This is a genomic window from Bradyrhizobium sp. AUGA SZCCT0431, from assembly GCF_018131065.1.
In the GTDB taxonomy this organism is placed as follows: domain Bacteria; phylum Pseudomonadota; class Alphaproteobacteria; order Rhizobiales; family Xanthobacteraceae; genus Bradyrhizobium.
This window is the reverse complement of sequence record NZ_JAFCLR010000007.1, coordinates 175,811-202,145: the sequence shown is the minus strand read 5'-3', so window position 1 is coordinate 202,145 and position 26,335 is coordinate 175,811. Positions and strand designations below refer to the sequence as shown.

Here is a 26,335-nt window from a genome sequence, read left to right as displayed (position 1 = left end):
CCCGCTTCATGCCGATACTTTATAGTCCGGTGCAGAGGCGAGAAACCGCGCATACGCATCCGCATCCGGCGGGGTAAATTTCTCCGCCAGCGCGCTGCGCCGGCGTGTTGTTGTCCCGATGTCGGCGAGCAACTCGTCGAAATGCTTGAAGTGGTAGGGCGCCACGCACAGCCCGCCATAGACGCCAGCCGCCGGCCGCTCCACGCGCTTGAAGTTGAGCATCAGTTCGATGTTGTCACGCATCTCTGCGGGGCTCGGCTGCTGGGCAAGCTGGCCGTCGGCGTAACGGACCAGCCAGTTTGCCGCCAAATCGGCGCACAGCACCGTGCAGAAACTGGAGTTGAAGCCGACAAAACCCATGTCCGGCAGGTCCGGGTTGGCGATCAGCCGATAGAGCCGGTACTGGCCGTCGCCGTCCACCAGCCGGTCACGAAGCGCCTGCGGCAGGAACGGCACGCCGAGCTTGTAGCCGATGGCGAGGATGGCGAGGTCGGCTGCAACGCGCTCGCCGCCGGTCATCACGATGCTGTTGCCGTCATAGTGGTCGAAGCTGCCGCGGATGGCCTTGATCCGGCCATCGGCCACCATCGGGAAGAAATCCGGCGTGGCGATCGGCACCGAGCAATTGACGCCGTCCTCGATGCGCTGCTTCGGAACCATGTCGCATTTCTTCAGCTTGAGCTGCAGCTTCAGCATGCTTTCCAGGCCGCGCCAGTTGGCCCAGACAAACGGCTTCGCCACCGCGTGCTTGAACCGCGACATCGCTCCGATGCCCCAGCTCTTGAACATCTCCTCCAGCGCGCGGATGTAGAGGATGCGCTTGAAGTTGATCAGTCCGCCGATGAAGTAGGGAATCCGCCACACCGGTTCGCGGTACACCAGCGTGACGTCGCTGGCGCCGGAATTGACCGCGTTTACCGCAATATCGGTGGCCGATTTCGAGCCGCCGAGCACGACCACCTTTTTTCCCCTGGCGAGGCCGGCATCATTGTATTGCGAGGAGTGCAGGACGCGCCCGCCCTGCGCCTTGAACGCCTCCTCGCCGCGAAGACTGAGGGTCTGCGGTTCGTTGAACTGCCCGATGCAGACAGCGACGAAATCAAAATCCTCGTGAAAATTTTCTTGGGTGCCGCCATCAGGGCCGCGAAGGTCGAGCCGCCAGCCCGGCTGTGAGTCCGGGCGGCTATTCATCTGCACCACTTCGGTATTGAAGCGGATCAAGCGATCGAGGCCGTGATCACGGGCGTATTCGGCAAGATAGGCATGGACCTGCGGACCCTTCGGCCATTCCGGATAAGATGCCGGCATGGCCTTGTCGGTGTAGCGGTAAAGCTCTTTCGGGCTTTGGGTCTGCACGTCGGGATAGGACCTTGCCGGCTCCCATACGCCGCCGAGGTCGCCGCTGCGCTCGACAATGGTGACGCGGTGGCCCCGCGACGAAAATGCTTTGGCCGCAGCAAGCCCGGACACACCGGCGCCGATGATGCAGACCTGCTTTTGCTTGACCATGGTTGTCTCCGTCGTGAGCGTGATGCGGGCCGCGGCGCCTGAACTGGCCGCTATTCGTTGGCCTCCGGCGGCAGAAAGTTCACCTCGTGTTCGGCGGAAACCCGCACCACCTCCGCGGGGTCGGTCATGTTGTGCAGCCGGTTGAACAGCGCTTCGAGTTTCTGCATCGGCGACACCCAGAACAGCGCGCGCGCCGGCTTGTCGGACTTGTTGAAGTAACCGTGCGGAATGCCGCGCGGCAGCCGCACCAGGTCGCCGGCCTTCGCCTTCACCCAGACGCCGTCGAGCTTGAGATCGAGTTCGCCTTCCTGCACCAGAATGAATTCATCCTGGGTCGGATGGATATGGACCGGCACGAACTGGCCGGGGTCGCTGTTGGTCTCGAAGGCGAAGGTGGAATCGGTCACCGCCTTCGGGAAATAGACCTGACCCAGGATATTCCAGGTCACGCCGCCGTAGCCGGTGCCATCAGCGGTGATCCCCTTTTCGAGTGCTGCCATGTGCCGTCTCCTGTTGGATGGTTGATCGGTCAAGATCAGTCGTGTTTGCGCAGGCTGCGGCGAACCCACCCGGCCGTCTAGCCGCAAAACGAATCCGCCATCGGCGCCGAAGATTTTCTTTTGGACGGGCACGGGTGATGTTGCGGCGCACGATTGTCGTGGCGCTGATGTCGCCGGCTGCGCAAGGATCGGGCACAATCCGCTGTCAAATCGCCTTTCCAAGCACCCGCCCAAGAGATATTATAGGGTTCAAACAAACCCGAAGGCCGTGTGAGGACGATGGGCGCAGCCGTTGCGGAAAGGGTAGGAGACGCGAGGCTGGCCGCGTTCAATCGCGTATCGACCGGCGATGTCGATGCCGCCGCCGAGGCAATCGGACGCATCTTCTGTCCCCATGAGCTGACGCCGGCTCGCCCGTCGGCGCCGGGTTTCTACGCCCTGCACAATTGCGCCGCCTTCGACGGTTTCTCCATCAACTACGTCGCCTATGGCGGATCGGTATCGATCGATCCCGGCTGCCTCGACCGCTTCTTTCTGCTGCAGATTCCGCTTCGCGGATCGGCGCGGATAGCAACCGCGGCCTGCGAGGTCGAGAGCCGTCCGGGCACGCGCGCTTCGCTGCTGTCGCCGACGATCCCGACACGGATGACATGGGACGGCGATTGCGCCCAGCTGATCCTTCTGGTTGACCGGCGGCTGGTCGAACAGCGGGCCGCAGCGCTTTCGGGAAAGCCGGCCGGCGCGGTCGAATTTGCGCCGGCGATCGATCTCAACCAGGCCTGCGGGCGCGAGCTGCAGTCACGGGCCGCCGATCTGGTCGATCTGGCCGAAAATCTCGGACCAGGCCACCGCCTGGCGCCGGTCGCGGCGGCCGAATTGCGCGAGACCCTGCTCGTCGCGCTGCTTCATGGTCAGCGCCACAGCCGGAGCGAAGCAATGCAGGTGTTCGGCGGCCGCGTCGAAACGCTGCCGCGACCGTTGCGGCGGGCGCGGGATTGTCTGCATGCCCACGCCGCCGAGCCGCTCGATCTGGCCCAACTCGCCGAAATCACCGGCATCGGCATCCGCGCGCTGCAGATCGGCTTCCGCCGCCATTTCGGCACGTCCATTTCGCAGATGCTGCTCGATATCAGGCTGGCGCACCTCAATGCCCGGCTGACCAGCGCACGCCCCGGCGAGAGCATCACGGAGATCGCGTTCGAACTCGGCTTTACACATCTGAGCCGCATGGCGCGCGCCTACGGCAAGAAATTCGGCGAAACCCCGTCCTCGACCCTGCGCAGGTTGAGCTGAATCAATCCGGGCGCTGGCTTAGTGCCCAACCTCACCCGCGATGATGTCGCCGAACAGCTCCCAGCTTACGCCGTTGAACTTCATCAGCTGCATCTGCTCGATCGGAAAGAAATCGTTCGCCCCGGTGTTGATCTGGATGCCGGGCAGCAGCACGTCGCTGGTAACGCCTTTCAGGCTGGCGGCCTGCTTCATCACGTTCTCGCGCGTGAGGTTGTCGCCGCATTGTTTCAGCACCTGGACCATGGTCTGCGCCGTCGCATAGCCATAGACGTTGTTGTTGTTGGTCTTGTCGCCGTCCGGAAAATACTTGTCCATGAAGGCGGCCCACGCCTTGATGCCGGGATCGTCCTTCCACACGGGATCGGTCGGATCCTTGATGTAGGCCGTCGAGATAATGCCCTTGGCGTTGTCCAATCCGGCCGGCTTCAGCACGGTGGCAACCGACGTCGAGACGTTGCCGAGCAGATAGACCGGCTTCCAGCCGAGTTCCGCGACCTTGCGGATCGCCTGCGCCGCGCCCTTGGGCGCTGCCCACGTCATGAAGATGTCGGCGCCGGAATCTTTCAGCGCCACGATCTGCGAATCGATGGTGGGATCGGCAACCTCGTATGATTTGTCGGCGATGATCATGTTGGCCTTGGCACCGAGGCCGTCGCGCAATCCCTTCATCTGATCCCGGCCGGCGTCGTCGTTCTGCCAGATCGCGGCGATCTTGCCGTTCGGATAATTCTTCAGGATGTAGGCCGCGTAGATCCGGCCCTCGCTCTGGTAGTTTGGCTGCCAGCCCATGGTCCACGGAAAATTCTGCGGATCGCCGAATTTAGTGGCCCCTGTCGCCACGAAAAGCTGCGGGACTTTCTTCGCGTTCATGTATTTCTGGATCGCCGAGTTCGACGGCGTGCCGAGCGGCTGGAAGACCAGCAAAACCTCGTCACTCTCCACCAGCTTGCGTGCCTGCTCGACGGCCTTCGGCGGACTGTAGGCGTCGTCATAGCTGATGAAATTGATCTTGCGGCCGTTGATGCCGCCTTCGGCGTTGATCTTGTTGAAGAACGCGGCCTGGGCCTTGCCGATGGTGCCATAGGCGGAGGCCGGGCCGCTATAGGGCATGATGTTGCCGATCTTGATTTCGGTATCGGACGCGCCCGGATCGTATTTCTTCTGCGCGCCGGCTGCGGTCGCGGTCATCGCGGCGATCGCCGTCATGGCAACCAGAGTTCGGATTCGAGCCGTCATCGTTCTCTCCCACGTCGTTTATTATTTTGGCAAAGTGTCGCAAGCCGCGCGCGGACTGGCAAGCGGCCGCTTATTCCGCTGGATGAAACAGCATTGTTGCGCGCCGCCTTTTATGATTGATGCATGGCGACGACATGTATTCCCTGCAAGGTCCGCGAATTGAACCCGACACGCATTGGTCCCCGACATCCGAAGCTCGCCGCAGGCGGATTCCGTGCCGCGCGATGGCTGGCTGCGAAGACGTTTGGCGCGGCCGGCTTTCACCAGCTCGGCTCAAAATTTGCCGATGCGCGGATCGCGCATGTGCGCGACAAGCTCGCGCGCGGGGAAACGGTCTATCTCGCCGGCCTCGGCGCACCCGGCACGCACAATTCAGGCGTGGCGCTGGTCGAAGTGACGCAGGCCCATGGCCCCCGCCTGATCCTCAACAACGAGGAAGAACGTTTTTCCGGCAACAAGCACACGACGGAATATCCGCGCGCCTCGATCGACGCCATGGTTGCAGCCTTGCGCGGCATCGGCCGCGACATCGGCGATGTCGACGCCTGGCTGACCAGCTGGGACTACCCGACATTGGCGGGAACACTGGCACGCTCGGTGCTGGAAGAAATCCCGCAAAGCCTCAAGCTGCTGCGCACCACCGAAGCCGCGGGTTTCGACGGACGGCGTCTCGACCAGATGACGCGCACGCCAAAGATCCTTGCGAAGCAACTGGGGCTTTCCGAACGCGTGCCGCTGATCTGCCTGCCGCATCACGACAACCATGCCTGGTTTTCCTATGCGGCGTCGCCCTTCGCCGACGACGGCGAGCCGGTGGCGGTCGCGGTGCTCGATGGCACCGGCGATCAGGGGTCGATCTCGCTGTACGTCGTCCAGAACGGCAAGTTGCGCCGGCTCTACTGCAACGACAGCATGTTCGACTCACTGGGCGCGTTCTACAGCGTGATTTCATCGACGCAGGGCGGCTGGACCTGGCTCTCCAGCGAAGGCCGCTATATGGGCGCGGCCGCCTGGGGCGACATGAACCGCGCGACAAATCCGTATTACGCGCGGCTGCGAAACGTCCTGCATTTCGGCGAGGCCGGCGACGTCAGGCTCAACCGCGCGATGGCCAACTGGTATTGCGACCCGTTCGATAACCCTTACAAGACGGCCCTCACCGACATCCTTGGGCCGCCGCTCAAGCTCGAGCAGCTCTGGAATCCCGACGCGGTGCTGCGTGTCGAGGACATCCATCACCGTCCCGACACAAAGGATCGCCTCGACAAGGCCGCCGCGACGCAACTGGTGTTCGAGGACGCCATGATCCATGTCGCGGATCACCTGTTGCGCATCACAGGCGCGAGCCGGCTGGTGCTGACCGGCGGCGTGGCGCTGAACGCGATCGGCAACATGCGCCTGCTCGAACATTTCGATGAAGCCTGGTTCGCCCGCGCCCAGCAACGCAACGCGCGCCTCCATCTGTGGGTGCCGCCGGTGCCCGGCGATCCCGGCGTCACCATCGGCGCGGCGTGGATGTTCGCGCATCTGGCGGGCGCCCCGCGCGGCGCGCCGATGACGCATGCGTTCTATTGCGGCCTGCCGCCGTCCAATGAAGCCATTGCGAGCGCGCTGGAAGCCGGCGACATCGCCTCGCAGCGGATTGGCGATATCTCGACCGCTGATGGACGCGACACCATCGCCGACCTGATGGCGTTCATGGTTGCGCAGAGCGGCGTGATTGCGCTGTATCAGGGCGCCGCCGAGACCGGCCCGCGCGCGCTCGGCCACCGCTCGATCCTCGCCAACCCCTGCGATCCCCTGGCACGCGAGCGGCTCAACGAGCGCGTCAAATACCGCGAGGCGATCCGTCCCCTGGCGCCGATGGCAACGCTGGACGCTGCCCGGGAATATTTCGATCTGCTGCCGGGTGCGTCGGATGCCGGTTACAACGCCTACAATTACATGGTGTTGACGGCGCAATCGAAGCCGGGCGCCCGTGACAAAATTCCGGCCGTGATTCATGCCGACGGCACCGGCCGGATCCAGATCGTCAATGCGGATGACGATCCCCTCACCCACGCTTATCTGAAGGCGCTCGGCCGTCACATCGGCGTCGAGATATCCGTCAACACGTCCTTCAACGTCGCCGGTCCAATCGCGCAAACGCCGCAGCAGGCCATCGACACGCTGCGCCGCTCCAAGGGCCTCGATGCCGTCGTTCTGGTCGCAGATGACGGCGCGGTGTATGCCGCCTGGCATGGCGGCGAGCGCGACAGCGGGCGATTTTCCGGCTGGTTCGCGCAATGGAAGAGCCGGCGGTAAGGTTGACAGGTTAGCTTAACCAGCGACTGCGATTGCGTCGCGACCGCCGCGCGCTATCGTGCATGCAGTGGACGATTTGATCCGTCCCAACCCCTGTTAACTTCGCCGTCGGGCGATCATATTCCGCCCGGCGGCCTCGTTAAATCGTGAGCGCGCGCCATGCATGTTGAAAGCCAGGAGCGGTTACGAATATTGAGCCTCAGTCCGAAGCCCGCCTGGGCCGAAGTCTGGCACTTGCGGAAGATTTTCATTCCGCGGCGATCCATCACCGGACGGTTGCTGACCGGCCAGGTCTGGCGGCGTCATGACGGAAGGCGCTGGATCTACAAGAAATACACCGAACACACCGGCTAAGCGCCATCTATCCGATAACAGCCGGCCGCCGAAACAACCCGAGCACCCGCCCGTCGATCAACAGCAGCGCGCTGCCGATCACCAGCGCGCCCGCGATCTCGCGCGGCGAAATCTGTTCGCCCAGCACCAAATAGCCGAGCACAATGGCGGTGACCGGAATCAAGAGCGTCACCAGCATGACATTGGTGGCGCCGGAGCGCCGCAGGATCTGGAAGAACACGATATAGGCCAGCGCCGTCGACAGGACAGCCAGACCGATCACCGCGAGCCACGTCGCAACGCCTGGCATCGGCAATTGCCAGGGACGCTCGATGAAGCCGGCGACAACCATCATCATGATGCTCGAGGCCAGCAACTGGAACGTCGCCGTTCCCAGCGGCGGCGAGTTCGACAGCAGCCGTCGCGCCAGCAGCGCCGCCAAACCATAACTGAACGCGCCCGCAAGGCAGAGCAGGATGCCGATGCCCTGCCCGCTCCAAAATCGCTCGCCGTCAAAATTCCACCCGCGCAGGATCACGACGCCGATCAGCCCCACGACGACGCCCGCGATCCGCCGCGCCTGCAGCTTCTCCTCACCGGCCGTCGCCATCACCACAACGGTAAACAACGGTGTTGTCGCGTTGAGGATCGAGGCCAGCCCGCTCGGGATAGTCGTCTGCCCCGCCACGATCAGCGAGAACGGCAATACGTTGTTGAAAAGCCCGATCGCGAAGAACGGCTTCCAGCCTGAAACCCCTTTGGAAAAATCAATCCGGTAGACCCACAGCAAAGGCAGCAGGATGATTGAGGCCAGCGCCACGCGCAGCAGCACCAGTGTCAGCGGCGGCAATTCGCGCAGCACCACGCCGTTAAAAAAGAACGAGCCGCCCCACAGGATCGAAAGCACGCCGAGCAGCGACCAGTCGCGGGCGTCGATCCTGACATCGTTAGCGGTCATCGCGGCTCATATCTGCATTTGCTGCAGATCTATTCCAGCCCGCGAGTCTTTCCCACCCGATTCCCGAACGGAGGCGCGCCTATTTCGGGCGCGACACGATCTCGATCATCTTGCCTTCGTCGTCGTCGGGCGCGTAGGCCTTGGCGCGGTCGTAGGACTGCACCGCGGCACGGCCCATGATCGGCGGCGCCGACAACAGGCTTTCGGCCAACGCGACGGCGTAGGCCGCATCCTTCTGGCGCAGGGCTGCGGTGAAGGTCGCGCCGGCAAAATTGCGTTCCGCCATCCGCTTGGAATGCCGGATCACCTGCGGGCTTGCGGCGACGCCGGTCTCAATCGCCTCCAGCACCAGCTTCATGTCGAGCCCGGCCTGCTCGGCGATCGCCAGCCCCTCGGCAATGCCGGCGATCTGGATGGCGCCCATCAGGTTGTTGATCAGCTTGTAGACCGTGCCTGACCCGACCGCGCCGAAATGACGGATGGTGGTCGAGAGCGGCTCCAGATAGGGCCGCGCTAATTCAAGATCGGCAGGATCGGCCCCCACCAACAACGTCAGCTTGCCCGCGGCCGCCGCATCCGGCAGGCCGGTCACCGGACTATCGATGTAGATCAGTCCACGCGCGCCCAACACACCCGCCATGTGAAGCGCGTGCTGGTGCGACACCGTGGAGCATTCAATCGCCAGCGCGCCGGCCTTCATATTGGCGGCGGCGCCGTCCTTGGTGAGCCATACCTCGCGCGACGCGTTGTCGTCGGCGACCATGGTCACGACGGCATCGGCGTCAATCGCGGCATCCTCCGGCGACGTTGCCCATCGTGCGCCGCGTGCGATCAGATCTTCCGCCTTGGCCTTGCTGCGATTCCACACCGAGACGGTGAAGCCCGCGTCGAGATAACGGCCGGCCATGCCGTGGCCCATCCGTCCCAATCCGATGAAAGCAACTCTGGCCATCGGTTAATCCACATCCTCAACCGAACCGGGCGAGGTGCCGAACGCACGCTGTGCCAGCGTCGCGGCCATGAACTCATCGAGATCGCCGTCGAGCACGCCCGACGTGTCCGAGGTCTGCACACCGGTGCGCAAATCCTTGACCATCTGGTAGGGCTGCAACACGTAGGAGCGGATCTGGTGACCCCAGCCGATATCGGTCTTGGCGGCCTGATCGGCGGCGGCCTGCTCCTCGCGCTTCTTCAGCTCGATTTCGTAGAGCCGCGCGCGCAACATGTCCCAGGCCTGCGCGCGGTTCTTGTGCTGCGAACGGCCGGCCTGACAGACCACGGCGACGCCGGTCGGAATATGCGTCAGCCGCACCGCGGATTCGGTCTTGTTGACGTGCTGGCCGCCGGCACCGCCCGAGCGCATGGTGTCGGTGCGCACGTCGGACTCCGCGATGTCGATCTTGATGCTGTTGTCGACCACGGGAAAGATCGCGACCGACGAGAACGAGGTGTGGCGGCGCGCGTTGGAATCATACGGCGATATCCGCACCAGCCGGTGCACGCCCGCCTCGGTCTTGAGCCAGCCATAGGCGTTGTGGCCCGAGATCTGGATGGTGGCGGATTTGATGCCGGCCTCTTCGCCTTGCGTCTCTTCCAGATATTCGATCTTGAAGCCGTGCTTCTCGGCCCAGCGCGTATACATGCGCAGCAGCATCTCGGCCCAGTCCTGGCTTTCGGTGCCACCCGCACCGGCATGGACCTCGAGATAGGAATCGAACCGGTCGGCCTCGCCCGACAGCAGCGCCTCGAGCTCGCGGCGCGCCACTTCCTTTTTCAGCGCCTTCAGCGCGTTCTCGGCTTCGGTGACGACACCGGCATCGTTCTCGGCTTCGCCGAGTTCGATCATCTCGACATTGTCGTTGAGCTCGCGCTCGACCTTGCCGATGCCCTGCAGCGCATCCTCCAGCGAGGTGCGCTCCTGCATCAGCTTCTGGGCCTTCTGCGGATCGTTCCAGAGATTCGGATCTTCGGCGAGCTTGTTCAGCTCGGCTAGCCGTGCCGTGGACTGTTCGACGTCAAAGATGCCTCCTCAGCAGCCCGACTGACTGCTTGATCTCTTCAACGAGGCGTTCGACTTCGGCGCGCATGGTGTCTCTGATCTGCGGTGCAAACCGCTATCTATAGATGTTCGCAGGGATGTAGCGGCGTCTCTCACAAAGCGCAATCCGCCTAGCGCTTGGTCCTAAGCGGTTTCTTCACACAGCAGGCTAGTACAGCCCTCCGGGCCGCATGATGTGACCGGAATCAGGCGACTGATATCCCCCTTGATATCCGGCCGGATATCCCTGCGGGGCACGCCCATCGGCATCGGCCACGCCAATGACGGAGTAGTTGTCGGGCGGCGCGGTACCCGGCTTGAAGGCTTCCAGGATGGTCCGGCCACCTTCGCCGGGACCTGCGCGCATGCCGCTCTTGGCATCGACGCGAACCAGCTTGATTCCGGCCGGCACCTTGAACGGGATCGCGGCCTTGTCGGCAAGCGCGAGCTTGAGGAAGTCGCGCGCGATCGGCGCGGCCAGCGCACCGCCGGTCGCCTTGCCGCCGAGGGTGCGCGGCTTGTCGTAGCCGAGATAGATGCCGACCACGAGGTCCGGCGAGAAGCCGATGAACCAGGCATCCTTGGCGTCGTTGGTGGTTCCGGTTTTGCCGGCGATCGGCTTGCCGACTTCCTTCACCACAGTCGCGGTGCCGGCCTGCACGACATATTCCATCATCGAGGTGATCTGATAGGCCGTCATCGGATCGAGCACCTGCTCGCGACGGTCGACCAGTTGCGGTTCGGGCTGATTCTTCCAGCCGCCGGGCGCGTCGCAGCCACGGCATTCGCGCGCATCATGCTTGTAGATGGTGTGGCCGTAACGGTCCTGAATGCGGTCGATCAAGGTCGGCTTCACGCGGCGGCCGCCATTGGCGAACATCGAATAGGCCGTGACCATCCGCATGACCGTGGTTTCGCCGGCGCCGAGCGAATAGGACAGATAGTTCGGCAGTTCGTCGTAAACGCCAAAGCGCCGCGAATATTCGCCGATCAGGGGCATGCCGATGTCCTGCGCCAGCCGCACCGTCACCGTGTTGAGCGACTGCCGCAGCGCATTGCGCAGCGTCACCGGACCGTTGTACTTGCCGGACGAATAGTTTTCCGGGCGCCAGACGCCGGCGCCCTGCCCCTGATCGATTTCGATCGGCGCGTCGACCACCACGGTCGACGGCGTGTAGCCATTGTCCATGGCCGCCGAATAGACCAGCGGCTTGAACGAGGAACCCGGCTGCCGGTAGGCCTGCGTCGCGCGGTTGAACTGGCTCTGGTCGAACGAGAACCCGCCGACCATGGCCAGCACGCGGCCGGTCCAGGGATCCATCGCCACCATCGCGCCGGATACTTCCGGCAATTGGCGCAGGCGATACTGCCCCTCCACCGGATTGCCGTCCTTGCCGAACAGCGGATCGACATAAACCACATCGCCCGGGGCGAGCACCTGCGCGACCGATGTCGGCGTTCTGCCCTTGGTCGGTCCCGACGCCGCCTTGGCCCATTTGACGCCATCGATGGTGATGATGCCGGTCTGCCGTTGCTTGGCGACGGCGCCGCCAAGCTCGCGGCCGGGCTGGAAACCGACCCTGGCCGACTGGTCGCTGGTCTCCAGCACCACAGCCATCCGCCAGGGCGAGATATCGCTCAGCGCCTTGACGTCGGCCAGCTTCACGCCCCAGTCGCCGGAAATGTCGAGCTTGCTTGGCGCACCGCGCCAGCCCTGCGCCTCATCGTAATTGACCATGCCGGCCGCCATGGTCTTGCGCGCCATCACCTGCATCTTCGGGTCGAGCGTCGCCCGGACCGAGAGGCCGCCTTCATAGAGCTTCTTTTCGCCGTAGCGTTCGAAGATGTCGCGCCGGACTTCCTCGGCGAAATATTCGCCGGCGAAGATATGCGCGCCGGTACCGCGGCTGGTGACGAGGAGCTGGTCCTTGCGCGCCTTGTCGGCATCGGCCTGCTTGATCCAGCCGTTTTCGACGAGACGATCGACGACGTAGTTGCGGCGTTCGATCGCGCGGTCGCGGTTGCGCACCGGATGCAGCGCCGCCGGCGCTTTCGGCAGCGCCGCCAGATACGAGGCTTCCGAGATCGTGAGTTCGTTCACCGACTTGTCGAAATAGACCAGCGACGCCGCCGCGATGCCGTAGGCGCCGAGGCCGAGATAGATTTCATTGAGATAGAGTTCGAGGATGCGGTCCTTCGAATAGGCGCGCTCGATGCGCATCGCCAGCAAGGCTTCCTTGATCTTGCGGGCGAAGGAGACCTCGTTGGTCAACAGGAAGTTCTTTGCGACCTGCTGCGTGATGGTCGACGCACCCTGCGGCCGGCGGTTGGAACCGTAGTTCTGCGCATACAGCACCGCCGCGCGCGCCATGCCGGTGAAGTCGATGCCGCCATGCTCGTAGAAGTTCTTGTCTTCGGCGGCGAGGAACGCGTTGATGACGAGTTTCGGCACCGCCTGGATCGGCAGATAGAGCCGGCGCTCCTTGGAATACTCGCCGAGCAGCGCGCCGTCGGAGGCGTGCACGCGCGTCATCACAGGCGGTTCATAATCCTGAAGCTGCGAATAATCCGGCAAGTCCTTGGAGAAATGCCAGATCGCGCCCGCGACGCCGGCGACGCCCACCAGGAACACCACGGTTCCGGCGGCGAACAAGAAACCCAAAAACCGCACCAGCAAGCGCATGATCGAAGTTCCGTTCCAACCCTTGCGCCGTGACTTGCGGCGTCTGCCTTGCCATCAAAATCCAAGCGCAAATCGAAGCGCTCAAGCCCTCGCCCAACGGACCACCGTTGCGCGTACCAACAATAAAAGGGCCGACGGACAATAATGGCCGATTCCGAAGACCCTGCGGTGGTTTTCTATACCGCTGCCGCTGTGGCCAAACTAGGGCTTCCTCCATGGCATCGCGTGCATTTAATCAGCATTTTCATACGGCTTTTCATTTGCCGGGCCCGGCGGTTGCCAGCCGTTTGGCGAAAAATGCATCAATCGCCTGCGCCATCGATCCGACGGTCTTGTTTCGCCAGTTCTCCGACATCAGGAGCTCGAGGTCGCCCTTGTTCGAGACATAGCCGAGTTCGACCAGCACCGAGGGCACGTCCGGCGCCTTCAAGACGCGGAAGCCGGCAGATTTCAACGGGTGCTTGTGCATCCGCACCGTGGTCTTCATCTCGCCCATCAAGATGCGGGCGAAGCGGTTTGAAAACGTTCGGGTCTCGCGCTGCGCCAGGTCGATCAGGATGTCGGCGACTTCGGTCGGCTCGTCGGTGAGATTGACGCCGCCAATAGCGTCCGACTTGTTCTCGGCCTCGGCCAGTCGCTCGGCTTCAGCGTCGGAGGCCTTGTCAGACAAGGTGTAGATCGTGGCGCCGTGGGCATCGCCCTCCCGCCGCGGCAGGGCGTCGGCATGGATCGAGACGAACAGCGCGGCCGACTGGGTACGCGCGACCTTGACGCGGTCGTTCAACGGAATGAACGTATCGTCCGTACGGGTCATGACGACGCGGTATTTGCCTGATTTCTCGATGCGATCGCGCAGCGCGAGGCCAAATCCCAGCACCAGATTCTTTTCCATCTCGCCGCCGGCCTGGGTGCCGTTGTCGATGCCGCCATGGCCGGGATCGATCACGATCAGGGGACGGGTATCCTGCGCCTGTGCGGGCTTTGCCGCCGCCGGTGCATCGTCCGGCCCGACCGCGGCGTTGGCAGAAGCAATCGCTGGCCTCAGTTCGGGGCGGTTCTCGGGCGCCAGCAACTGCACGAAGGCGGTCCGGTCCACCTCTTCCAGCTCCAGCACCAGCCGCGGCGGCTGGTCGTTGGCCGCTTCCAGCACATAGGATTTCGCGACCTTGGCCGGTCCCGTCAGGTCGAACACGATTCGCGAACCGCCCGGCATCACGAGGCCATAGCGGAACGCCTTGACCAGCCCGCGCCCCGTGCTGCCGGTGCCCGCGGCCAGCTTGAAGCTGACCTGGGGAATATCGACGACCACGCGATAGGGGTCGGCCAGCGCAAAGGCGCGAAACTGGATCGGCCTGTCGAGATCGAGGACGAAGCGGGTTTGTTTGCTATCGCCGGCCAGCCTTGCATCGGAGGCGACCGGAAAGTTCGAGGCGGCGATCGGGGTTGGACTGGGGGCGCTTGGCGCAGCCGGACCAGGCGAAGGCCCCTGCGCCGCGCTCGGGGTGATGAAATTGGCGCAAAGCATTGCTGCGGCGCACAACAGGCCGCGCCCCAGCAAAACCCGGTGATTTGCGCGGTTAGCCAACGATTCGACGCCTCCGAGCAGCCCTCTTACCGCATTAGAACCACAGGGTTAATCGAACCTTAAGGGTCCAAAAGCGAAAAGGGACGAGTGTTGCCGTGCTGCGACGCTTTCCCTTGAGTTCCCTTGCACCGGGCGGGCAATCCACGTATGTACGAGGTGCTGACGGCTAATACTCCCGGTTGTGTCGCGTTCAGCCTCCCGGTGCAGCGCCGGAACCTTCCAAGTCGAAGGGACCTGCGTCTTTCCCGATCCCTCCACCAGCCAGCGCTGCGCGCGGCTGACACGGAGAGGCGGTTTCGAGCCCGAGCGGCGTCCGATCCCAGGTACTAACTTGCAAGGTACTATCTTGCTCCAGGGACGGTTTAAGACACGGCAGAACTGATTATCTGGACCCCAAAATGGTCCGATATGCGATGGCCGGCGAGCGCTTTGGCGCCGCGCCGGGCCTTCAGCGATAGACACGGCGGTCAATTTTGCCGCCAACATGTTCAGACGGGCCGACGCTTGATGCGCCAGACTGAGTTGCCGACCAGGATCCACGGAACGATCGCGCCGACGCGAAGCGAAAGCTTCGCACGTCGCCTTGTTCCGGTGGCTCCCCGTTCGGCGCGGCGCCAAGGTTTGCGTTTTGGCCTTCCCCTCACCCCCGAATCAGGTGGACCGTCGCGTCACCGGGCCGCGCAATATGCGCGTGCCTTGCACCGCGCCCGCCGCCGTCAAGAGCTCCAAAATGCCCAACAAGATGTTGATCGATGCCACCCACCCGGAAGAGACCCGGGTCGTTGTGGTCCGCGGCAATCGCGTCGAAGAATTTGATTTCGAGACCGCCCAGCGCAAACAGCTGCGCGGCAATATCTACCTCGCCAAGGTCACGCGCGTAGAGCCGTCGCTGCAGGCGGCTTTCATCGAATATGGCGGCAACCGCCACGGCTTCCTGGCCTTCAGCGAAATCCACCCCGACTATTACCAGATCCCGGTCGCCGACCGGCAGGCGCTGATCGAAGCCGACGAACGCGCCCATCGCGAGGCCGAGGAAGAGAGCGAGAACCGCTCCTCCAACCGTCACCGCGGCCGTTCGCGCCACCGCAACGCCCGCCGCCGCGGCCATGGCGAACGGGTCCAGAGCGACGTCGTCGACAACGCCGCAATCGATCCGGCGCAGGCCGCCCAGCCCTATGAGGGCGAGGCGCAGCGCTTGCATGAAGGCGCGCACCCCGACGAAGCCCACGCCCATGAGACCGATCACCATCCCGCCGATTCAGCCGAGCACGGCCACGATCATGGGCAAGTTGCGCATGATCACGACGACCATTCGCACGAACATGGTCGTCCCCAGGAAGGTCACGCCCAAGATCGCGTCCAAGATCACGTCCATGATCACGCCCCTGATCATGCCGCGGCCGAAGCCCCGGTAGCCTCATTCCAATCCGATGCGGCACCGGTTGAGGCCGTCGCCGCGCCGGCAGAGGCAACGGCCAGCGCCGAAAGCCACGAGGATCACGCGCATCACGACGAGCCGGCGCATGACGCACGGCACGACGACGAACACGCGCTCGAAAACGCCGCCCATGCAGATGACGCGCCGCGCGCCGAGCATGCCGGCGAGGAATACGCCGCCGCCTCCCACGAGGATCGTGCCCCCGCGCCGGAAGGCGACGAGCAGGACGACGAAGCGCAGGACGATGAAGACGATGGCGAGGATGCCGAAGAGGAAGTCGTCGAATCCGTCGGTGGCGACGATGTGCTCGAGGAAGTGCCGGAGCGCGCCTTCCGCCCGCGCCGCCAGTACAAGATCCAGGAAGTCATCAAGCGCCGCCAGGTCATGCTGGTGCAGGTCGTCAAGGAAGAGCGCGGCAACAAGGGCGCGGCGCTGACCACCTATCTGTCGTTGGCCGGCCGTTACGCCGTGCTGATGCCCAACACCGCGCGCGGCGGCGGCATCAGCCGCAAGATCACCTCGGCCCAGGACCGTTCGCGGCTCAAGGAAGTGGTGCAGGACCTCGACGTGCCCGAGGGCATGGGCATCATCCTGCGCACCGCCGGCGCCTCGCGCACCAAGCCCGAAATCAAGCGCGACTTCGAATATCTGATCCGCATGTGGGAAACCGTGCGCGACATGACGCTGAAGTCGCAGGCCCCGACGCTGGTCTACGAGGAAGGCTCGCTGATCAAGCGCTCGCTGCGCGACCTCTACAACAAGGAAATCGACGAAATCCAGGTCGCCGGCCAGGCCGGCTATGATGAAGCCCGCGACTTCATGAAGATGCTGATGCCCTCGAACGTGCGGGCGGTCCGGCAATATCGCGACGGCCAGCCGCTGTTCTCAAGGATGGGCGTCGAGAGCCAGCTCGATGCGATGTTCTCGCCGACGGTGCAATTGCGCTCGGGCGGCTACATCGTCATCAACCAGACCGAAGCTTTGGTCTCGATCGACGTCAACTCCGGCCGTTCGACCCGCGAGCACCACATCGAGGACACCGCGCTCAAGACCAACCTCGAAGCCTCCGAGGAAGTCGCGCGGCAGCTGCGCCTGCGCGATCTCGCGGGCCTGATCGTCATCGACTTCATCGACATGGACGAGAAGCGCAACAACCGCGCGGTCGAGCGCAAGTTGAGCGACTGCCTGCGGCAGGACCGCGCCCGCATCCAGGTCGGCCGCATCTCGCATTTCGGCCTGCTGGAAATGTCGCGCCAGCGCATCCGCGCCAGCGTGCTGGAGAGTTCGACCGAGCCCTGCGCGCATTGCGGTGGCAGCGGCCATGTCCGCTCGGTGTCGTCGGTGGCGCTGCAATTGCTGCGCGGCATCGAAGAAATTCTGATGAAGGGCGCGACCCACAATCTGGTGGTGCGCACCCGCACCGACGTCGCGCTCTACGTCCTCAACCACAAGCGCGGACATCTGCGCGATCTCGAAAACGCCTTCAAGGTCACGCTTGCGGTGGTCGCCGATCCGACCGTCGCCGGCCAGCAATCGTTCATCATCGATCGGGGCGAACAGGTGCACACGCTGGAAGCAGCCAAGGCCTTGCTCGCAGCGCAGGCCGCGGCCTCGCCGTCCCAGGTCGAGGAAGCCTATGACGACGAAGAGCCGTTCGACATCGAAGGTGAAGTCGAGACCGAAGAGACCGAAGGTCTGACCGAGGAAGCCGCAGGCGGCGAAGAAGTCGCCGGTGAAAGCGAAGCCGACGGCCACCGCCGCAAGCGGCGCCGGCGCCGCCGCGGCCGTGGTGAGCCGCGTGAAGGCGGCGCCCCGCGCGACGACAATGACGCTCTGCGCGTTGCACCCGAAAGCGCTGATGGCGCGGTCGCGGTTGCCGACGACGGCGAGGCCGACGACGACGAGGGTGACGAACAGGGAGCTGTTGCGCGCAGCGAACAGGGACCAAACGGCGAGCGGCGCCCGCGCCGCCGCGGACGTCGGGGCGGACGCCGCCGGCGTGGCAGCGGACCGGAAGATGGTCTCGCCGGATCGATCTCCGACGAACTCGGACCGACCCCGGTTTCGGAAGTCACCAGCGCGGTTGCCGATTTCGACGGCCGCTCGGCTGAGGCGGCGCCGACATTGGTTGAACCCGAGCCCGTTTCGCAGCCGCCGCAACCGCAATGGCAGCCCGCGGAACACGCCTCGCCCGAAACCGTCAGCAGCGCGCCGACGCCGACGCCTGAGGAAACCGCACAGGAGGCCGACCGGGCTGCCGCGCGGCGGCGTTCGACGGTGCGCGAAAAAGTCTCGTTCCTGACCAGCGCCCCGTCCGAGCCAGCACCGGCCATCAGCCATAGCGAGGCGGAGCCGGCGGCAACGGCCCCTGCTCCCGCGCCCGCTGAACCCGCGCCAGCCGCAACCAGTGAAGCCGCGCCGCGCAAGGCCGGCTGGTGGTCACGGCGTTTCGGCAGCGGCGAATAAGGACGACCTAAGTTCAAACGGAAAAACCGCCCGGTAACGCCGGGCGGTTTTTTGTTGCAACAACGCGATCTTCAATAGAGCGTTTTCCAGCGAAGTGGATAGCGGTTCGCGTTAAGAAAACGCGTCAAATCAAGAATCTAGAGCCCCGTTCCGATACATCGGAACGGAAAAAGCTCTAGCGATCGTCAGTCGGTCGTGAGCGCCGTCTCCATGTCGGTCGGATCGATCTGCTTGTTGAGATTGGCGTGCAGCTTCTCCTGATCGAGTTCGCCCTCCCACCACGACACCACTACGCAGGCGACGCCGTTGCCGCAGAGGTTGGTCAGCGCGCGGCATTCGCTCATGAACTTGTCGATGCCGAGCACGATGGCCATGCCGGGCACCAGCCGCGGATCGACCACGGCGAGCGTTGCCGCCAGCGTGATGAAGCCCGCACCTGTTATGCCCGAGGCGCCCTTCGAGGTCAGCATCGCCACCAACAGGATGGTGATCTGCTGGCCCATCGTGAGATCGAAACCGAGCGCCTGCGCGATGAACAGCGTCGCCAGCGTCATGTAGATGTTGGTGCCGTCGAGGTTGAACGAGTAACCGGTCGGCACCACGAGGCCGACGACCGACTTCGAACAGCCGAGCCGCTCCAGCTTTTCCATCAGCGAAGGCAGCGCGCTCTCGGACGACGAGGTGCCGAGCACGATCAACAGCTCATCCTTGATGTAGGACAGGAACTTGAAGATCGAGAATCCGACCATGCGCGCGATGGTGCCGAGCACGATAAAGACGAACAGCGCCGCGGTGAGATAGAAGGTCGCGATCAGCCCGACCAGGTTCACAATGGCGCCGGTGCCGAACTTGCCGATGGTATAGGCCATGGCGCCGAACGCGCCGATCGGGGCCGCCCTCATCACGATCGAGATCACGCCGAACACCGCGTGCGCGGAATCGTCGATGAAGGAACGCAGGGTATGGCCACGCTTGCCGAGCGCCATCAGCGAAAAGCCGAACAGGATCGAAAACAGCAGCACCTGCAGGATTTCGCCCTGCGCGAAGGCGCCGACGACGGTGTCGGGAATGATGTGCAGGAAGAAATCGACCGACTTCTGGGCCTCGGCCTGCTTGGCGAACCCGGCGACCTTGGCCGCGTCAGCCATGGCGCCGCCGAAGCCGTGGCCCGGCTTGACCACATTGCCGATGAGCAGCCCGATCACCAGCGCAAAGGTCGAGACGATTTCGAAATAGACCAGCGCCTTGATGCCGATGCGGCCGACCTTCTTGGCGTCCTGGATATGGGCGATGCCCGACACCACGGTGCAGAAGATGATCGGCGCGATCACCATCTTGATCAGCTTGATGAAGCCGTCACCGAGCGCCTTGACCCAGTCGTTGGTCGCGAGCGCCGGCCACAGCCAGCCGACCAGCGCTCCGAGCACGATGGCGATCAGCACCTGGACGTAGAGAATCTTGTACCAGGGCTTGCCTGCGCTCACCGGCGCTTCAGCCGCAATCGTTGCCGCCATGACCTTTACTCCCGCTCGACCTGCGGCGTTCTGCCACACCCCCGCCCGCTAGCACAGCCAAATTATTTCGGCCAGCGGAAAGGTGGCGTTGCGCCGGCGTCCGAACGGGATCGGTCAGCGGCGGTCGAATGGGCGGCGGAACAAAGGCACGAGCGTAGCGCCGAGCGCGTTTTTGATCAGCGACGCCGCGATGAACGGCGCTATGCCGACCAGCCATGCCTTTTCAACGCCGAGCTTGATGCCAAATGCCAGCCAGGCAAACCCGGCCGCGAGAATGATGACGTGGCCAAGTCCCATGGCGATGAAAAGCAGAGGTACTGACCGATCCCAGCCACGCTCGCTCAGCCATCCCGTGACGAAGGCCGCCGCCACGAAGCCGTAGAGATATCCGGCCGTGGGCCCGAGCAACGGCGCAAGACCGCCGACGGGGCCTGCGAATACCGGAAATCCGATCGCGCCTTCGGCGAGATAGGCCACGATGGTTGCGCTGCCGAGGCGCCAGCCATAGGCCGCCCCGATCATCAATACGACCAGCGTCTGCAGCGTCATCGGCACATAGGGCAAAGGCAGGCTGACCTTCGCCGACAGAGTCAGCAGCGCGGTTCCCAATACAATCAGGATCACGCCGCGCATCAGACCGGATCGATTTACAGGATGCGGCCAAAGAACGGCGGCGAGCGGAAAATGCGGTGCAGCGACAGGCTGAGATGTGTCGGACAAGATGGTTCCCCGATTCAAATGACAGATATGGATGATGATGGTGCCTGACGTGCCCTACCCGAGCCAGCGCGCGATGCGGCTCACGGCTTCGCGCATCTCGTCGGACGAGCGCGCATAGGAGAAGCGCACGAAGGCGCGCCCGTGAATCGGATCGAAATCGACGCCCGGCGTGGCCGCGACGTGGGCGTTCTCCAGCATCCGGCTGGCGAATTCAAAACTGTCTGACGTGAATTGCGAGACGTCGGCATAGAGATAGAACGCGCCGTCGGCCGGCAGGAAATTGGTCAGGCCGGCCTTCGGCAATCCATCGATCAGGATGCGACGGTTCTCCTGATAACCGCGCTTGATCGCTTCCATTTCCGCGGCCCCCTCGAACGCGGCCTCGGCTGCGATCTGCGACAGCGTCGGCACCGAGATCGACAGGTTCTGCTGCAACCGCTCGATCGGCCGCACCAGCGGCTCCGGCACCACCATCCAGCCGACGCGCCAGCCGGTCATGCAGAAATATTTCGAGAACGAATTGATCACCAAGGCCTGCGGCGACAGCTCGGCGGCGGACACCGCCGGAAATGCGTAATCGAGGCCGTGATAGATCTCGTCCGATATGAAGCGAATGCCGGCGCTCTCGGCCGCCGCCATCAGGCTGGTGAGCGCCTCCCGCGACATCATGGTTCCCGTCGGATTGGCGGGACTGCCGACCAGCACGCCCTTGAGCGGCGTCTTGCGATGCGCCGCCAGCAAGGCTTCGCCGGTCAGCGCATGGCGGGTCTCGCTCGTGGTCTCGATCAGCACCGGCTCGCAGCCGAGCGCGGTGAGGATGTGCCGGTACGGCGGATAACCGGGCACGGTCACCGCCACGCGGTCGCCCGGTTCGAACATCGCAAGGAACGCGAGGATGAAGCCGCCCGACGAGCCCGTGGTGACCACGATCCGCTCGGGCTCAACGCTGCAGCCATAAGTATCGCGGTAGTGCCGGGCGATGCGCGCGCGCAGCGAGGGAATGCCGAGCGCGGAAGTATAATCGATCCGGCCGTCGTCAAGCGCGAGACGCGCCGCCGCCAGTGCGGTCTTCGGAGCGGGCGCTGCCGGCTGGCCGACCTCCATGTGAATGACGTGGCCGCCGGCCGCCTCGATGCGAGCCGCCGCCGCCATCACGTCCATCACCATGAAAGGTGGAACATCGCTCCGGCTGGAAGCCGTTAGCAGGGTTTTCGCGCGGTCCCTAAGAGTCGATTCAAGCATCGCTATCTGCAATTTGATCTGATAACGCCGATTTCGAGTTCCGGCACCGGTTACCGCCCCAGACTGGCCGTATTCGGTGGCTCCTTATAGCGCTTTCAAGCCAAGTGGATACCGGTCTGCGGGAAGAAAAAAGCGTCAAAACAAGAGACTGGCGTTCGGTTCTGATTTAATCAGGGCTGCCCGGCCCGACCGCCGATTGACCGCCAGTTCCGCCGCTAACGCCCAATAGATTGCTTCATGTTGTTCCGCCTCGCGCACCGCAAAACGACGCTGAAATTGACCGCCCTCGCCACAGCGGCCGCGCTTGTCATGACGCCGACGCTCGCCGCGGCCCAGAACAAGGGCCCCCCGGTGCTGCGCGATACCGAGTCGGAGCAATTGCTGCGCGACTACACAAGGCCGATCCTGCGCGCCGCCGGCATGGAGAAGCAGAACATCCAGATGGTGATCATCAACGAAGGCGTCTTCAACGCTTTCGTCGCTGACGGCCGCCGCATCTTCGTCAACTATGGCGCGATGATGCAATCGGAGACGCCGAACCAGATCATCGGCGTGCTGGCGCACGAGACCGGCCATCTGGCCGGCGGTCACCTTTCAAAACTGCGCGAGCGGCTGGCGGAAGCGCAGACCCAGATGATCATCGCCATGCTGCTCGGCGCCGGCGCCATGGTGGCGGGCGCGCGCGGCGGCGGCAACAGCGGTCTGGCCAATGCAGGTGCGGCAGCGATGTCGGCACCCGCCGAGGTGATCAAGCGCACCCTGCTTTCCTATGTGCGGCAGCAGGAAGAAAACGCCGACAAGGCCGGGGTGAAATTCCTCAATGCCACCGGCCAGTCGGCCCGCGGCATGTACGAGACCTTCAAACGCTTCTCCGACGAGAGCCTGTTCGCGGCGCGCGGCGCCGACCCCTACGTGCAGTCGCACCCGATGCCGGCCGAGCGCGTCCGCGCCCTGGAAGAGCTCGCCCGTTCCAGCCCCTATTGGGACAAGAAGGACGACCCGGCCCTGCAAATGCGCCACGACATGGTGCGCGCCAAGATCTCCGGCTTCATGGAGCGGCAGGACACCGTCTTCCGGCGCTATCCGCTGTCCAACACCAGCGTGCCCGCGCGCTATGCGCGCGCCATCACCACCTATCTGCATGGCGACTTGCGCAGCGCGCTGGCCCAGATCGACGGCCTGATCCAGCTGCAACCCGCCAATGCCTATTTCTACGAACTCCGCGGCCAGGCTTTGCTGGAAGGCGGCAAGCCGGCCGAGGCCATCGCGCCGCTGCGCAAGGCCGTGCAGCTTTCCAACAACGCCCCGCTCATCGAGATGTTACTTGGGCAGGCGCTGGTGGCCTCCGACAACAAGGCCTACACCGAGGAGGCGATCGCGATCCTGCGCGCGGCGCTGGCGCGTGAGACCGAGGCCCCGATCGGCTACATGCAGCTCGCAATGGCCTATGGCCGCAAGGGTGACTACGCGCAGGCCGATCTGGCATCGGCCCAGGCCGCCTACCTGCGCGGCGACAACAAGACCGCGCGCGACCTCGCCTCGCGGGCCAAGACGCGGTTCGCGATCGGGACCCCGGGATGGGTCAAAGCTGACGATATTGTGAGCGCCAAACCGCTTCCAGGCCAAAGAAGCAACTAGCGCCGCTACCCGAAATAAACTGAGTTGCACTACAATCGAACCTGAACACCCAGCGTATTCCAAGTGCCGGCCTTCATGAGAACGGCCCGGAACTCGCCACCCAAGGATTTACCGATGCCTTTGTTCCGTTACCTTGCTTCCGCCCTGTTCGCGATCGCCCTGTGCGCCGCGTCGCTGCCGGCTTCCGCGCAGAGCTTCTCCGATGTCCAGCGCAAAGACATCGAGACCATCGTCCGGGAGTACCTGATCGCCCATCCCGAGGTGCTGGAAGAGGCGATGGCCGAACTGACCAGGCGTCAGTCCGCCGCCGAAGCCGAGAAGCATCAGGCCGGCATCGCCAAGAACGCCAATGCGATCTTCAACTCGCCGCGCAACGTGACGCTCGGCAACAAGGACGGCGACGTCACCTTCGTCGAGTTCTTCGATTACAATTGCGGCTACTGCAAGCGCGCGATGCTCGACATGATGGAATTGATGAAGGGCGATCCCAAGCTGAAGGTCGTGCTTAAGGAATTCCCGGTGCTGAGCACAGGTTCAGTCGAAGCCGCCCAGGTCGGGGTCGCTGTGCGGATGCAGGATCCGACCGGAAAGAAATATCTCGACTTCCACCAGAAGCTGCTCACCGGCCGCGGCGCCGCCGACAAGGCCCGCGCGCTTGCGGTCGCCAAGGAAGCCGGCCTCGACATGGCCAGGCTCGAAAAGGATCTGGCAAGCCCTGAAATCCGCGCCACGCTCGAGGAGAACATGAAGCTCGCCGAAGCCATGGGCATGAACGGCACCCCGAGCTATGTGATCGGCAAGCAGGTCGTGATCGGCGCGGTCGGCGTCGAGACCCTCAAGGAAAAGATCGGCATCGCCCGCTGCGGCAAGGCGACCTGCTGAAGCCAGACGCCGGGTATCATTCGACGGACAAAATCCGGCTGCATCGCAGCCGGATTTTTTTTGCCCGCACGCTTGCTGCGACTGAACCGCGGCGACGCTGCCGGCCACTAAGAGGGCTCGAACCAACAGGACCCCGCATGAGCCTGGCGCCGCCAACCACCGCCTACGACCTCGAACTCCTCAAGACCGCGCCCGCCCGCGGGACCGATACCGATCACGGCTGGTGCTACGGCCTGCCGCCCGGAATTAGCGAGAGCCAATGGCCGCTCAGCCCGTATGACGGCTTTCCGATGCAGCCCTGCTTCACGCTGAAGCTCCCCGAGCAGTATCGCACCAAAGGCGCCGACTATGTCGCGCTGACGATGTTCGCCGATCAACAGCATGACGAGCCGCGCGAAGTCGAAGCCGTGGCCGAATATCTCACGTCAGAGGCATCGGACCGTCCGGCCGATCCCGATCTGTTGCCGTTCTGGCTCTACAAGCAGAGCCGGCACCGGATGGAATTCCGGATGAAGGACGTCATCGACCACAATTTCGTAGCGATCTGGCTGACGGAAGCCGAGTTCGCAGGACCGCTGTGTCAGCCCCCTCGCCTCGCCGGCAACGCGCTGCTGCAAGCGAACCCTCCGCCGCCTTGGCTTGAGAGCGGCTCGGCGCGCGCGGTGTTCGATCTTCAGATCGGCCGCTACGAGAACGTCGATGAAATCGTCAACAAATACTGGTACCGGCTGTTCGGGCGCGTGCCCGAGATCGGCCACCACGCCTACGGCATTGCGGTCGCGTCACGCGACGGCGATCCCAATGTCGGCCGTCCGCCGCGCGACCAGCTGTTGCACAAGGATGAACTCGGCGACTACATCGCGCCTTACAGCAAGGACGCCGAGCGGTTCGAGCTGGAGCGGCTGTCGGGGCGCAATCATCTCGGCGGCACGATGTTTCCCTGCCAATGGACGCCGAAGTACAGCGCGACCTATCTCGAAATCGAAGTGCATTTCGGCGGCTTCAATTTCGGCGGCGGCAACGCTCAGCTCGATCTCGAAACGATGGAGTTCGACTGGGCCTGCGGTTGACTGTGTTTTCGAGCGAAAGCCTCCCCGCAGTTGATGCGGGTGAGCAACCGGTTCGGGTCAAGAAAACGCGTCTGAGTTTCAAATTCACCGCGCGTTCATCAAACTAATCTGATGGAACCGCGAATAGACAGGAACATCGCTCATCTCCTTTCGTTGTCGGTGCGGGCAATGCATCCACGTGAGGAGAATTCTATGTCTAATCGTTTTCTGATTTCGGCCGCCGTCGCGGCGCTGATCGCCGGCACCGGGTTTGCGCATGCGCAAGGCACCGGCATGAGCAAAGAGTCGCCGTCGGCTGGTCCCGCGACCCAGCAGACCGCACCGTCACCGGGCGGACCTGGCACGATGCAGCGTGATCCCGGCGGCGCTTCCGACATGAAGGGCACAAAGGGTGCGGAATCCAACGAGAAGATGCCGTCCGGCAAGAGCGCGCAGGACACCAAGTCTCCGGCGGGTGAGAAGTCGAAGAGCATGAGCTCCGAGACCGCCCCCAAGGGCGGCAAGGACATGAAGGCCGAGGGACGCGACAGCAAGACCGGCATGGACTCCAAGAGCGCAACCGACAGCAAGGGCGCTGCCGACAGCAAGACCGGCACCGCCCAGACCAAGGGCGCGGCCGACACCAAGTCGCAGACGACGGGCAACGCCGCCACGTCGGCGACCGCGGCTCCGCCGGCCGAGAAGCGTACGCAGATCGTCTCCGCCATCAAGACGGAGAAGATCCAGGAGACCACCAACGTCAACTTCAACATCTCGGTTGGCGCTGTGGTGCCTTCGACCGTGCGCTTCCACCCGCTTCCGCCCCGGATCGTCGAGATCTATCCGGAGTGGCGCGGCTATCAGGTGATCCTGGTTGGCGGCCGCTACGTCATCGTGCGCCCGCAAACGCATGAGATCGTCTACATCATCGAAGGCTAAGCGGCTTT

General features: G+C 63.9%; 19 protein-coding genes. 8 read left to right on the top strand and 11 right to left on the bottom strand.

Annotated features, from left to right (window positions below; genetic code table 11):
- Positions 1-6: 6 nt before the first annotated feature.
- Positions 7-1,509 (bottom strand): NAD(P)/FAD-dependent oxidoreductase, encoded by a 1,503-nt coding sequence (locus JQ567_RS08940; protein ID WP_212438471.1) that lies wholly within the window; start codon positions 1,507-1,509, stop codon positions 7-9.
- A gap of 50 nt (positions 1,510-1,559) precedes the next feature.
- Entirely contained in the window at positions 1,560-2,009 is a 450-nt protein-coding gene (locus JQ567_RS08935) for a cupin domain-containing protein (protein WP_192739844.1), read from the bottom strand.
- A gap of 279 nt (positions 2,010-2,288) precedes the next feature.
- Here JQ567_RS08935 and JQ567_RS08930 point away from each other — a divergent pair, with 279 nt between their 5' ends.
- Positions 2,289-3,302, top strand: a complete 1,014-nt coding sequence (locus JQ567_RS08930) for an AraC family transcriptional regulator (protein WP_212438470.1) — start codon at positions 2,289-2,291, stop codon at positions 3,300-3,302.
- 18 nt (positions 3,303-3,320) lie between these two features.
- On the opposite strand, the gene JQ567_RS08925 is transcribed toward JQ567_RS08930, so the two are convergent.
- Positions 3,321-4,538 carry an ABC transporter substrate-binding protein gene (locus JQ567_RS08925; protein WP_212438469.1) on the bottom strand — a complete coding sequence of 406 codons (1,218 nt, stop codon included), beginning with the start codon at positions 4,536-4,538 and terminating at the stop codon, positions 3,321-3,323.
- A gap of 123 nt (positions 4,539-4,661) precedes the next feature.
- On the opposite strand from JQ567_RS08925, the gene JQ567_RS08920 reads away from it, so the two are divergent.
- Both JQ567_RS08920 and JQ567_RS08915 read left to right on the top strand, forming a co-directional pair.
- On the top strand, positions 4,662-6,842 hold the full coding sequence (locus JQ567_RS08920; protein WP_212438468.1) for a carbamoyltransferase C-terminal domain-containing protein: 2,181 nt from the start codon (positions 4,662-4,664) through the stop codon (positions 6,840-6,842).
- A 159-nt stretch (positions 6,843-7,001) separates the two neighbouring features.
- The gene (locus tag JQ567_RS08915) at positions 7,002-7,196 is read left to right on the top strand and encodes a hypothetical protein (RefSeq protein ID WP_212261923.1); all 195 of its coding nucleotides are present in this window, start codon (positions 7,002-7,004) and stop codon (positions 7,194-7,196) included.
- A gap of 7 nt (positions 7,197-7,203) precedes the next feature.
- On the opposite strand, the gene JQ567_RS08910 is transcribed toward JQ567_RS08915, so the two are convergent.
- The 5 genes from JQ567_RS08910 to JQ567_RS08890 form a co-directional block, all read right to left on the bottom strand.
- The gene (locus JQ567_RS08910; RefSeq protein ID WP_212438467.1) at positions 7,204-8,133 is read right to left on the bottom strand and encodes a DMT family transporter; all 930 of its coding nucleotides are present in this window, start codon (positions 8,131-8,133) and stop codon (positions 7,204-7,206) included.
- A 79-nt stretch (positions 8,134-8,212) separates the two neighbouring features.
- Positions 8,213-9,085 (bottom strand): NAD(P)-dependent oxidoreductase, encoded by an 873-nt coding sequence (locus tag JQ567_RS08905; protein ID WP_212438466.1) that lies wholly within the window; start codon positions 9,083-9,085, stop codon positions 8,213-8,215.
- Positions 9,086-9,088: 3 nt separating this feature from the next.
- Positions 9,089-10,220, bottom strand: a protein-coding gene (gene prfB, locus JQ567_RS08900) for a peptide chain release factor 2 (RefSeq protein ID WP_212438465.1) whose coding sequence is annotated in 2 segments (ribosomal slippage) — positions 9,089-10,150 and positions 10,152-10,220 — 1,131 coding nt in all. Because the reading frame shifts where the segments join, the coding sequence is not laid out codon by codon here.
- Between the two features lie 120 nt (positions 10,221-10,340).
- A complete protein-coding gene (locus JQ567_RS08895; RefSeq protein WP_212438464.1) occupies positions 10,341-12,854 on the bottom strand; it encodes a penicillin-binding protein 1A in 2,514 nt (837 codons plus the stop codon).
- A 256-nt stretch (positions 12,855-13,110) separates the two neighbouring features.
- Positions 13,111-14,439, bottom strand: a complete 1,329-nt coding sequence (locus JQ567_RS08890) for an N-acetylmuramoyl-L-alanine amidase (RefSeq protein ID WP_212438463.1) — start codon at positions 14,437-14,439, stop codon at positions 13,111-13,113.
- 730 nt (positions 14,440-15,169) lie between these two features.
- Between JQ567_RS08890 and JQ567_RS08885 the strand changes: the two genes are divergently transcribed.
- Positions 15,170-18,343 carry a ribonuclease E/G gene (locus tag JQ567_RS08885; RefSeq protein ID WP_212438462.1) on the top strand — a complete coding sequence of 1,058 codons (3,174 nt, stop codon included), beginning with the start codon at positions 15,170-15,172 and terminating at the stop codon, positions 18,341-18,343.
- A 185-nt stretch (positions 18,344-18,528) separates the two neighbouring features.
- Here the strand turns inward: JQ567_RS08885 and JQ567_RS08880 are convergent, their stop codons facing one another.
- From JQ567_RS08880 to JQ567_RS08870, 3 genes are all read right to left on the bottom strand, one after another.
- Positions 18,529-19,857, bottom strand: a complete 1,329-nt coding sequence (locus tag JQ567_RS08880) for a dicarboxylate/amino acid:cation symporter (RefSeq protein WP_212438461.1) — start codon at positions 19,855-19,857, stop codon at positions 18,529-18,531.
- A gap of 114 nt (positions 19,858-19,971) precedes the next feature.
- A complete protein-coding gene (locus JQ567_RS08875) occupies positions 19,972-20,490 on the bottom strand; it encodes a biotin transporter BioY (RefSeq protein ID WP_212438514.1) in 519 nt (172 codons plus the stop codon).
- Positions 20,491-20,631: 141 nt separating this feature from the next.
- The gene (locus JQ567_RS08870) at positions 20,632-21,819 is read right to left on the bottom strand and encodes a pyridoxal phosphate-dependent aminotransferase (RefSeq protein WP_212438460.1); all 1,188 of its coding nucleotides are present in this window, start codon (positions 21,817-21,819) and stop codon (positions 20,632-20,634) included.
- 237 nt (positions 21,820-22,056) lie between these two features.
- Here JQ567_RS08870 and JQ567_RS08865 point away from each other — a divergent pair, with 237 nt between their 5' ends.
- The 4 genes from JQ567_RS08865 (at position 22,057) to JQ567_RS08850 (ending at position 26,327) form a co-directional block, all read left to right on the top strand.
- Positions 22,057-23,457: a M48 family metalloprotease gene (locus tag JQ567_RS08865; RefSeq protein WP_212438459.1), complete on the top strand. Its 1,401-nt coding sequence runs from the start codon at positions 22,057-22,059 to the stop codon at positions 23,455-23,457.
- A gap of 114 nt (positions 23,458-23,571) precedes the next feature.
- A complete protein-coding gene (locus JQ567_RS08860) occupies positions 23,572-24,339 on the top strand; it encodes a DsbA family protein (RefSeq protein ID WP_212438458.1) in 768 nt (255 codons plus the stop codon).
- A 137-nt stretch (positions 24,340-24,476) separates the two neighbouring features.
- Complete coding sequence (locus JQ567_RS08855) at positions 24,477-25,409, top strand: hypothetical protein (RefSeq protein WP_212438457.1); 933 nt, start codon at positions 24,477-24,479, stop codon at positions 25,407-25,409.
- A 192-nt stretch (positions 25,410-25,601) separates the two neighbouring features.
- Entirely contained in the window at positions 25,602-26,327 is a 726-nt protein-coding gene (locus tag JQ567_RS08850) for a DUF1236 domain-containing protein (RefSeq protein WP_212438456.1), read from the top strand.
- Positions 26,328-26,335: the final 8 nt, after the last annotated feature.

What these genes read in the sequence shown, in the direction of transcription:
- JQ567_RS08885 (WP_212438462.1), top strand. Translation starts at nt 15,170, where the DNA reads ATGCCCAACAAGATGTTGATCGATGCCACCCACCCGGAAGAGACCCGG.
- JQ567_RS08895 (WP_212438464.1), bottom strand. Translation starts at nt 12,854, where the DNA reads ATGCGCTTGCTGGTGCGGTTTTTGGGTTTCTTGTTCGCCGCCGGAACC.
- JQ567_RS08930 (WP_212438470.1), top strand. Translation starts at nt 2,289, where the DNA reads ATGGGCGCAGCCGTTGCGGAAAGGGTAGGAGACGCGAGGCTGGCCGCG.
- JQ567_RS08880 (WP_212438461.1), bottom strand. Translation starts at nt 19,857, where the DNA reads ATGGCGGCAACGATTGCGGCTGAAGCGCCGGTGAGCGCAGGCAAGCCC.
- JQ567_RS08905 (WP_212438466.1), bottom strand. Translation starts at nt 9,085, where the DNA reads ATGGCCAGAGTTGCTTTCATCGGATTGGGACGGATGGGCCACGGCATG.
- JQ567_RS08940 (WP_212438471.1), bottom strand. Translation starts at nt 1,509, where the DNA reads ATGGTCAAGCAAAAGCAGGTCTGCATCATCGGCGCCGGTGTGTCCGGG.
- JQ567_RS08910 (WP_212438467.1), bottom strand. Translation starts at nt 8,133, where the DNA reads ATGACCGCTAACGATGTCAGGATCGACGCCCGCGACTGGTCGCTGCTC.
- JQ567_RS08915 (WP_212261923.1), top strand. Translation starts at nt 7,002, where the DNA reads ATGCATGTTGAAAGCCAGGAGCGGTTACGAATATTGAGCCTCAGTCCG.
- JQ567_RS08920 (WP_212438468.1), top strand. Translation starts at nt 4,662, where the DNA reads ATGGCGACGACATGTATTCCCTGCAAGGTCCGCGAATTGAACCCGACA.
- JQ567_RS08870 (WP_212438460.1), bottom strand. Translation starts at nt 21,819, where the DNA reads ATGCTTGAATCGACTCTTAGGGACCGCGCGAAAACCCTGCTAACGGCT.
- JQ567_RS08860 (WP_212438458.1), top strand. Translation starts at nt 23,572, where the DNA reads ATGCCTTTGTTCCGTTACCTTGCTTCCGCCCTGTTCGCGATCGCCCTG.
- JQ567_RS08875 (WP_212438514.1), bottom strand. Translation starts at nt 20,490, where the DNA reads ATGCGCGGCGTGATCCTGATTGTATTGGGAACCGCGCTGCTGACTCTG.
- JQ567_RS08935 (WP_192739844.1), bottom strand. Translation starts at nt 2,009, where the DNA reads ATGGCAGCACTCGAAAAGGGGATCACCGCTGATGGCACCGGCTACGGC.
- JQ567_RS08865 (WP_212438459.1), top strand. Translation starts at nt 22,057, where the DNA reads ATGTTGTTCCGCCTCGCGCACCGCAAAACGACGCTGAAATTGACCGCC.
- JQ567_RS08925 (WP_212438469.1), bottom strand. Translation starts at nt 4,538, where the DNA reads ATGACGGCTCGAATCCGAACTCTGGTTGCCATGACGGCGATCGCCGCG.
- JQ567_RS08850 (WP_212438456.1), top strand. Translation starts at nt 25,602, where the DNA reads ATGTCTAATCGTTTTCTGATTTCGGCCGCCGTCGCGGCGCTGATCGCC.
- JQ567_RS08855 (WP_212438457.1), top strand. Translation starts at nt 24,477, where the DNA reads ATGAGCCTGGCGCCGCCAACCACCGCCTACGACCTCGAACTCCTCAAG.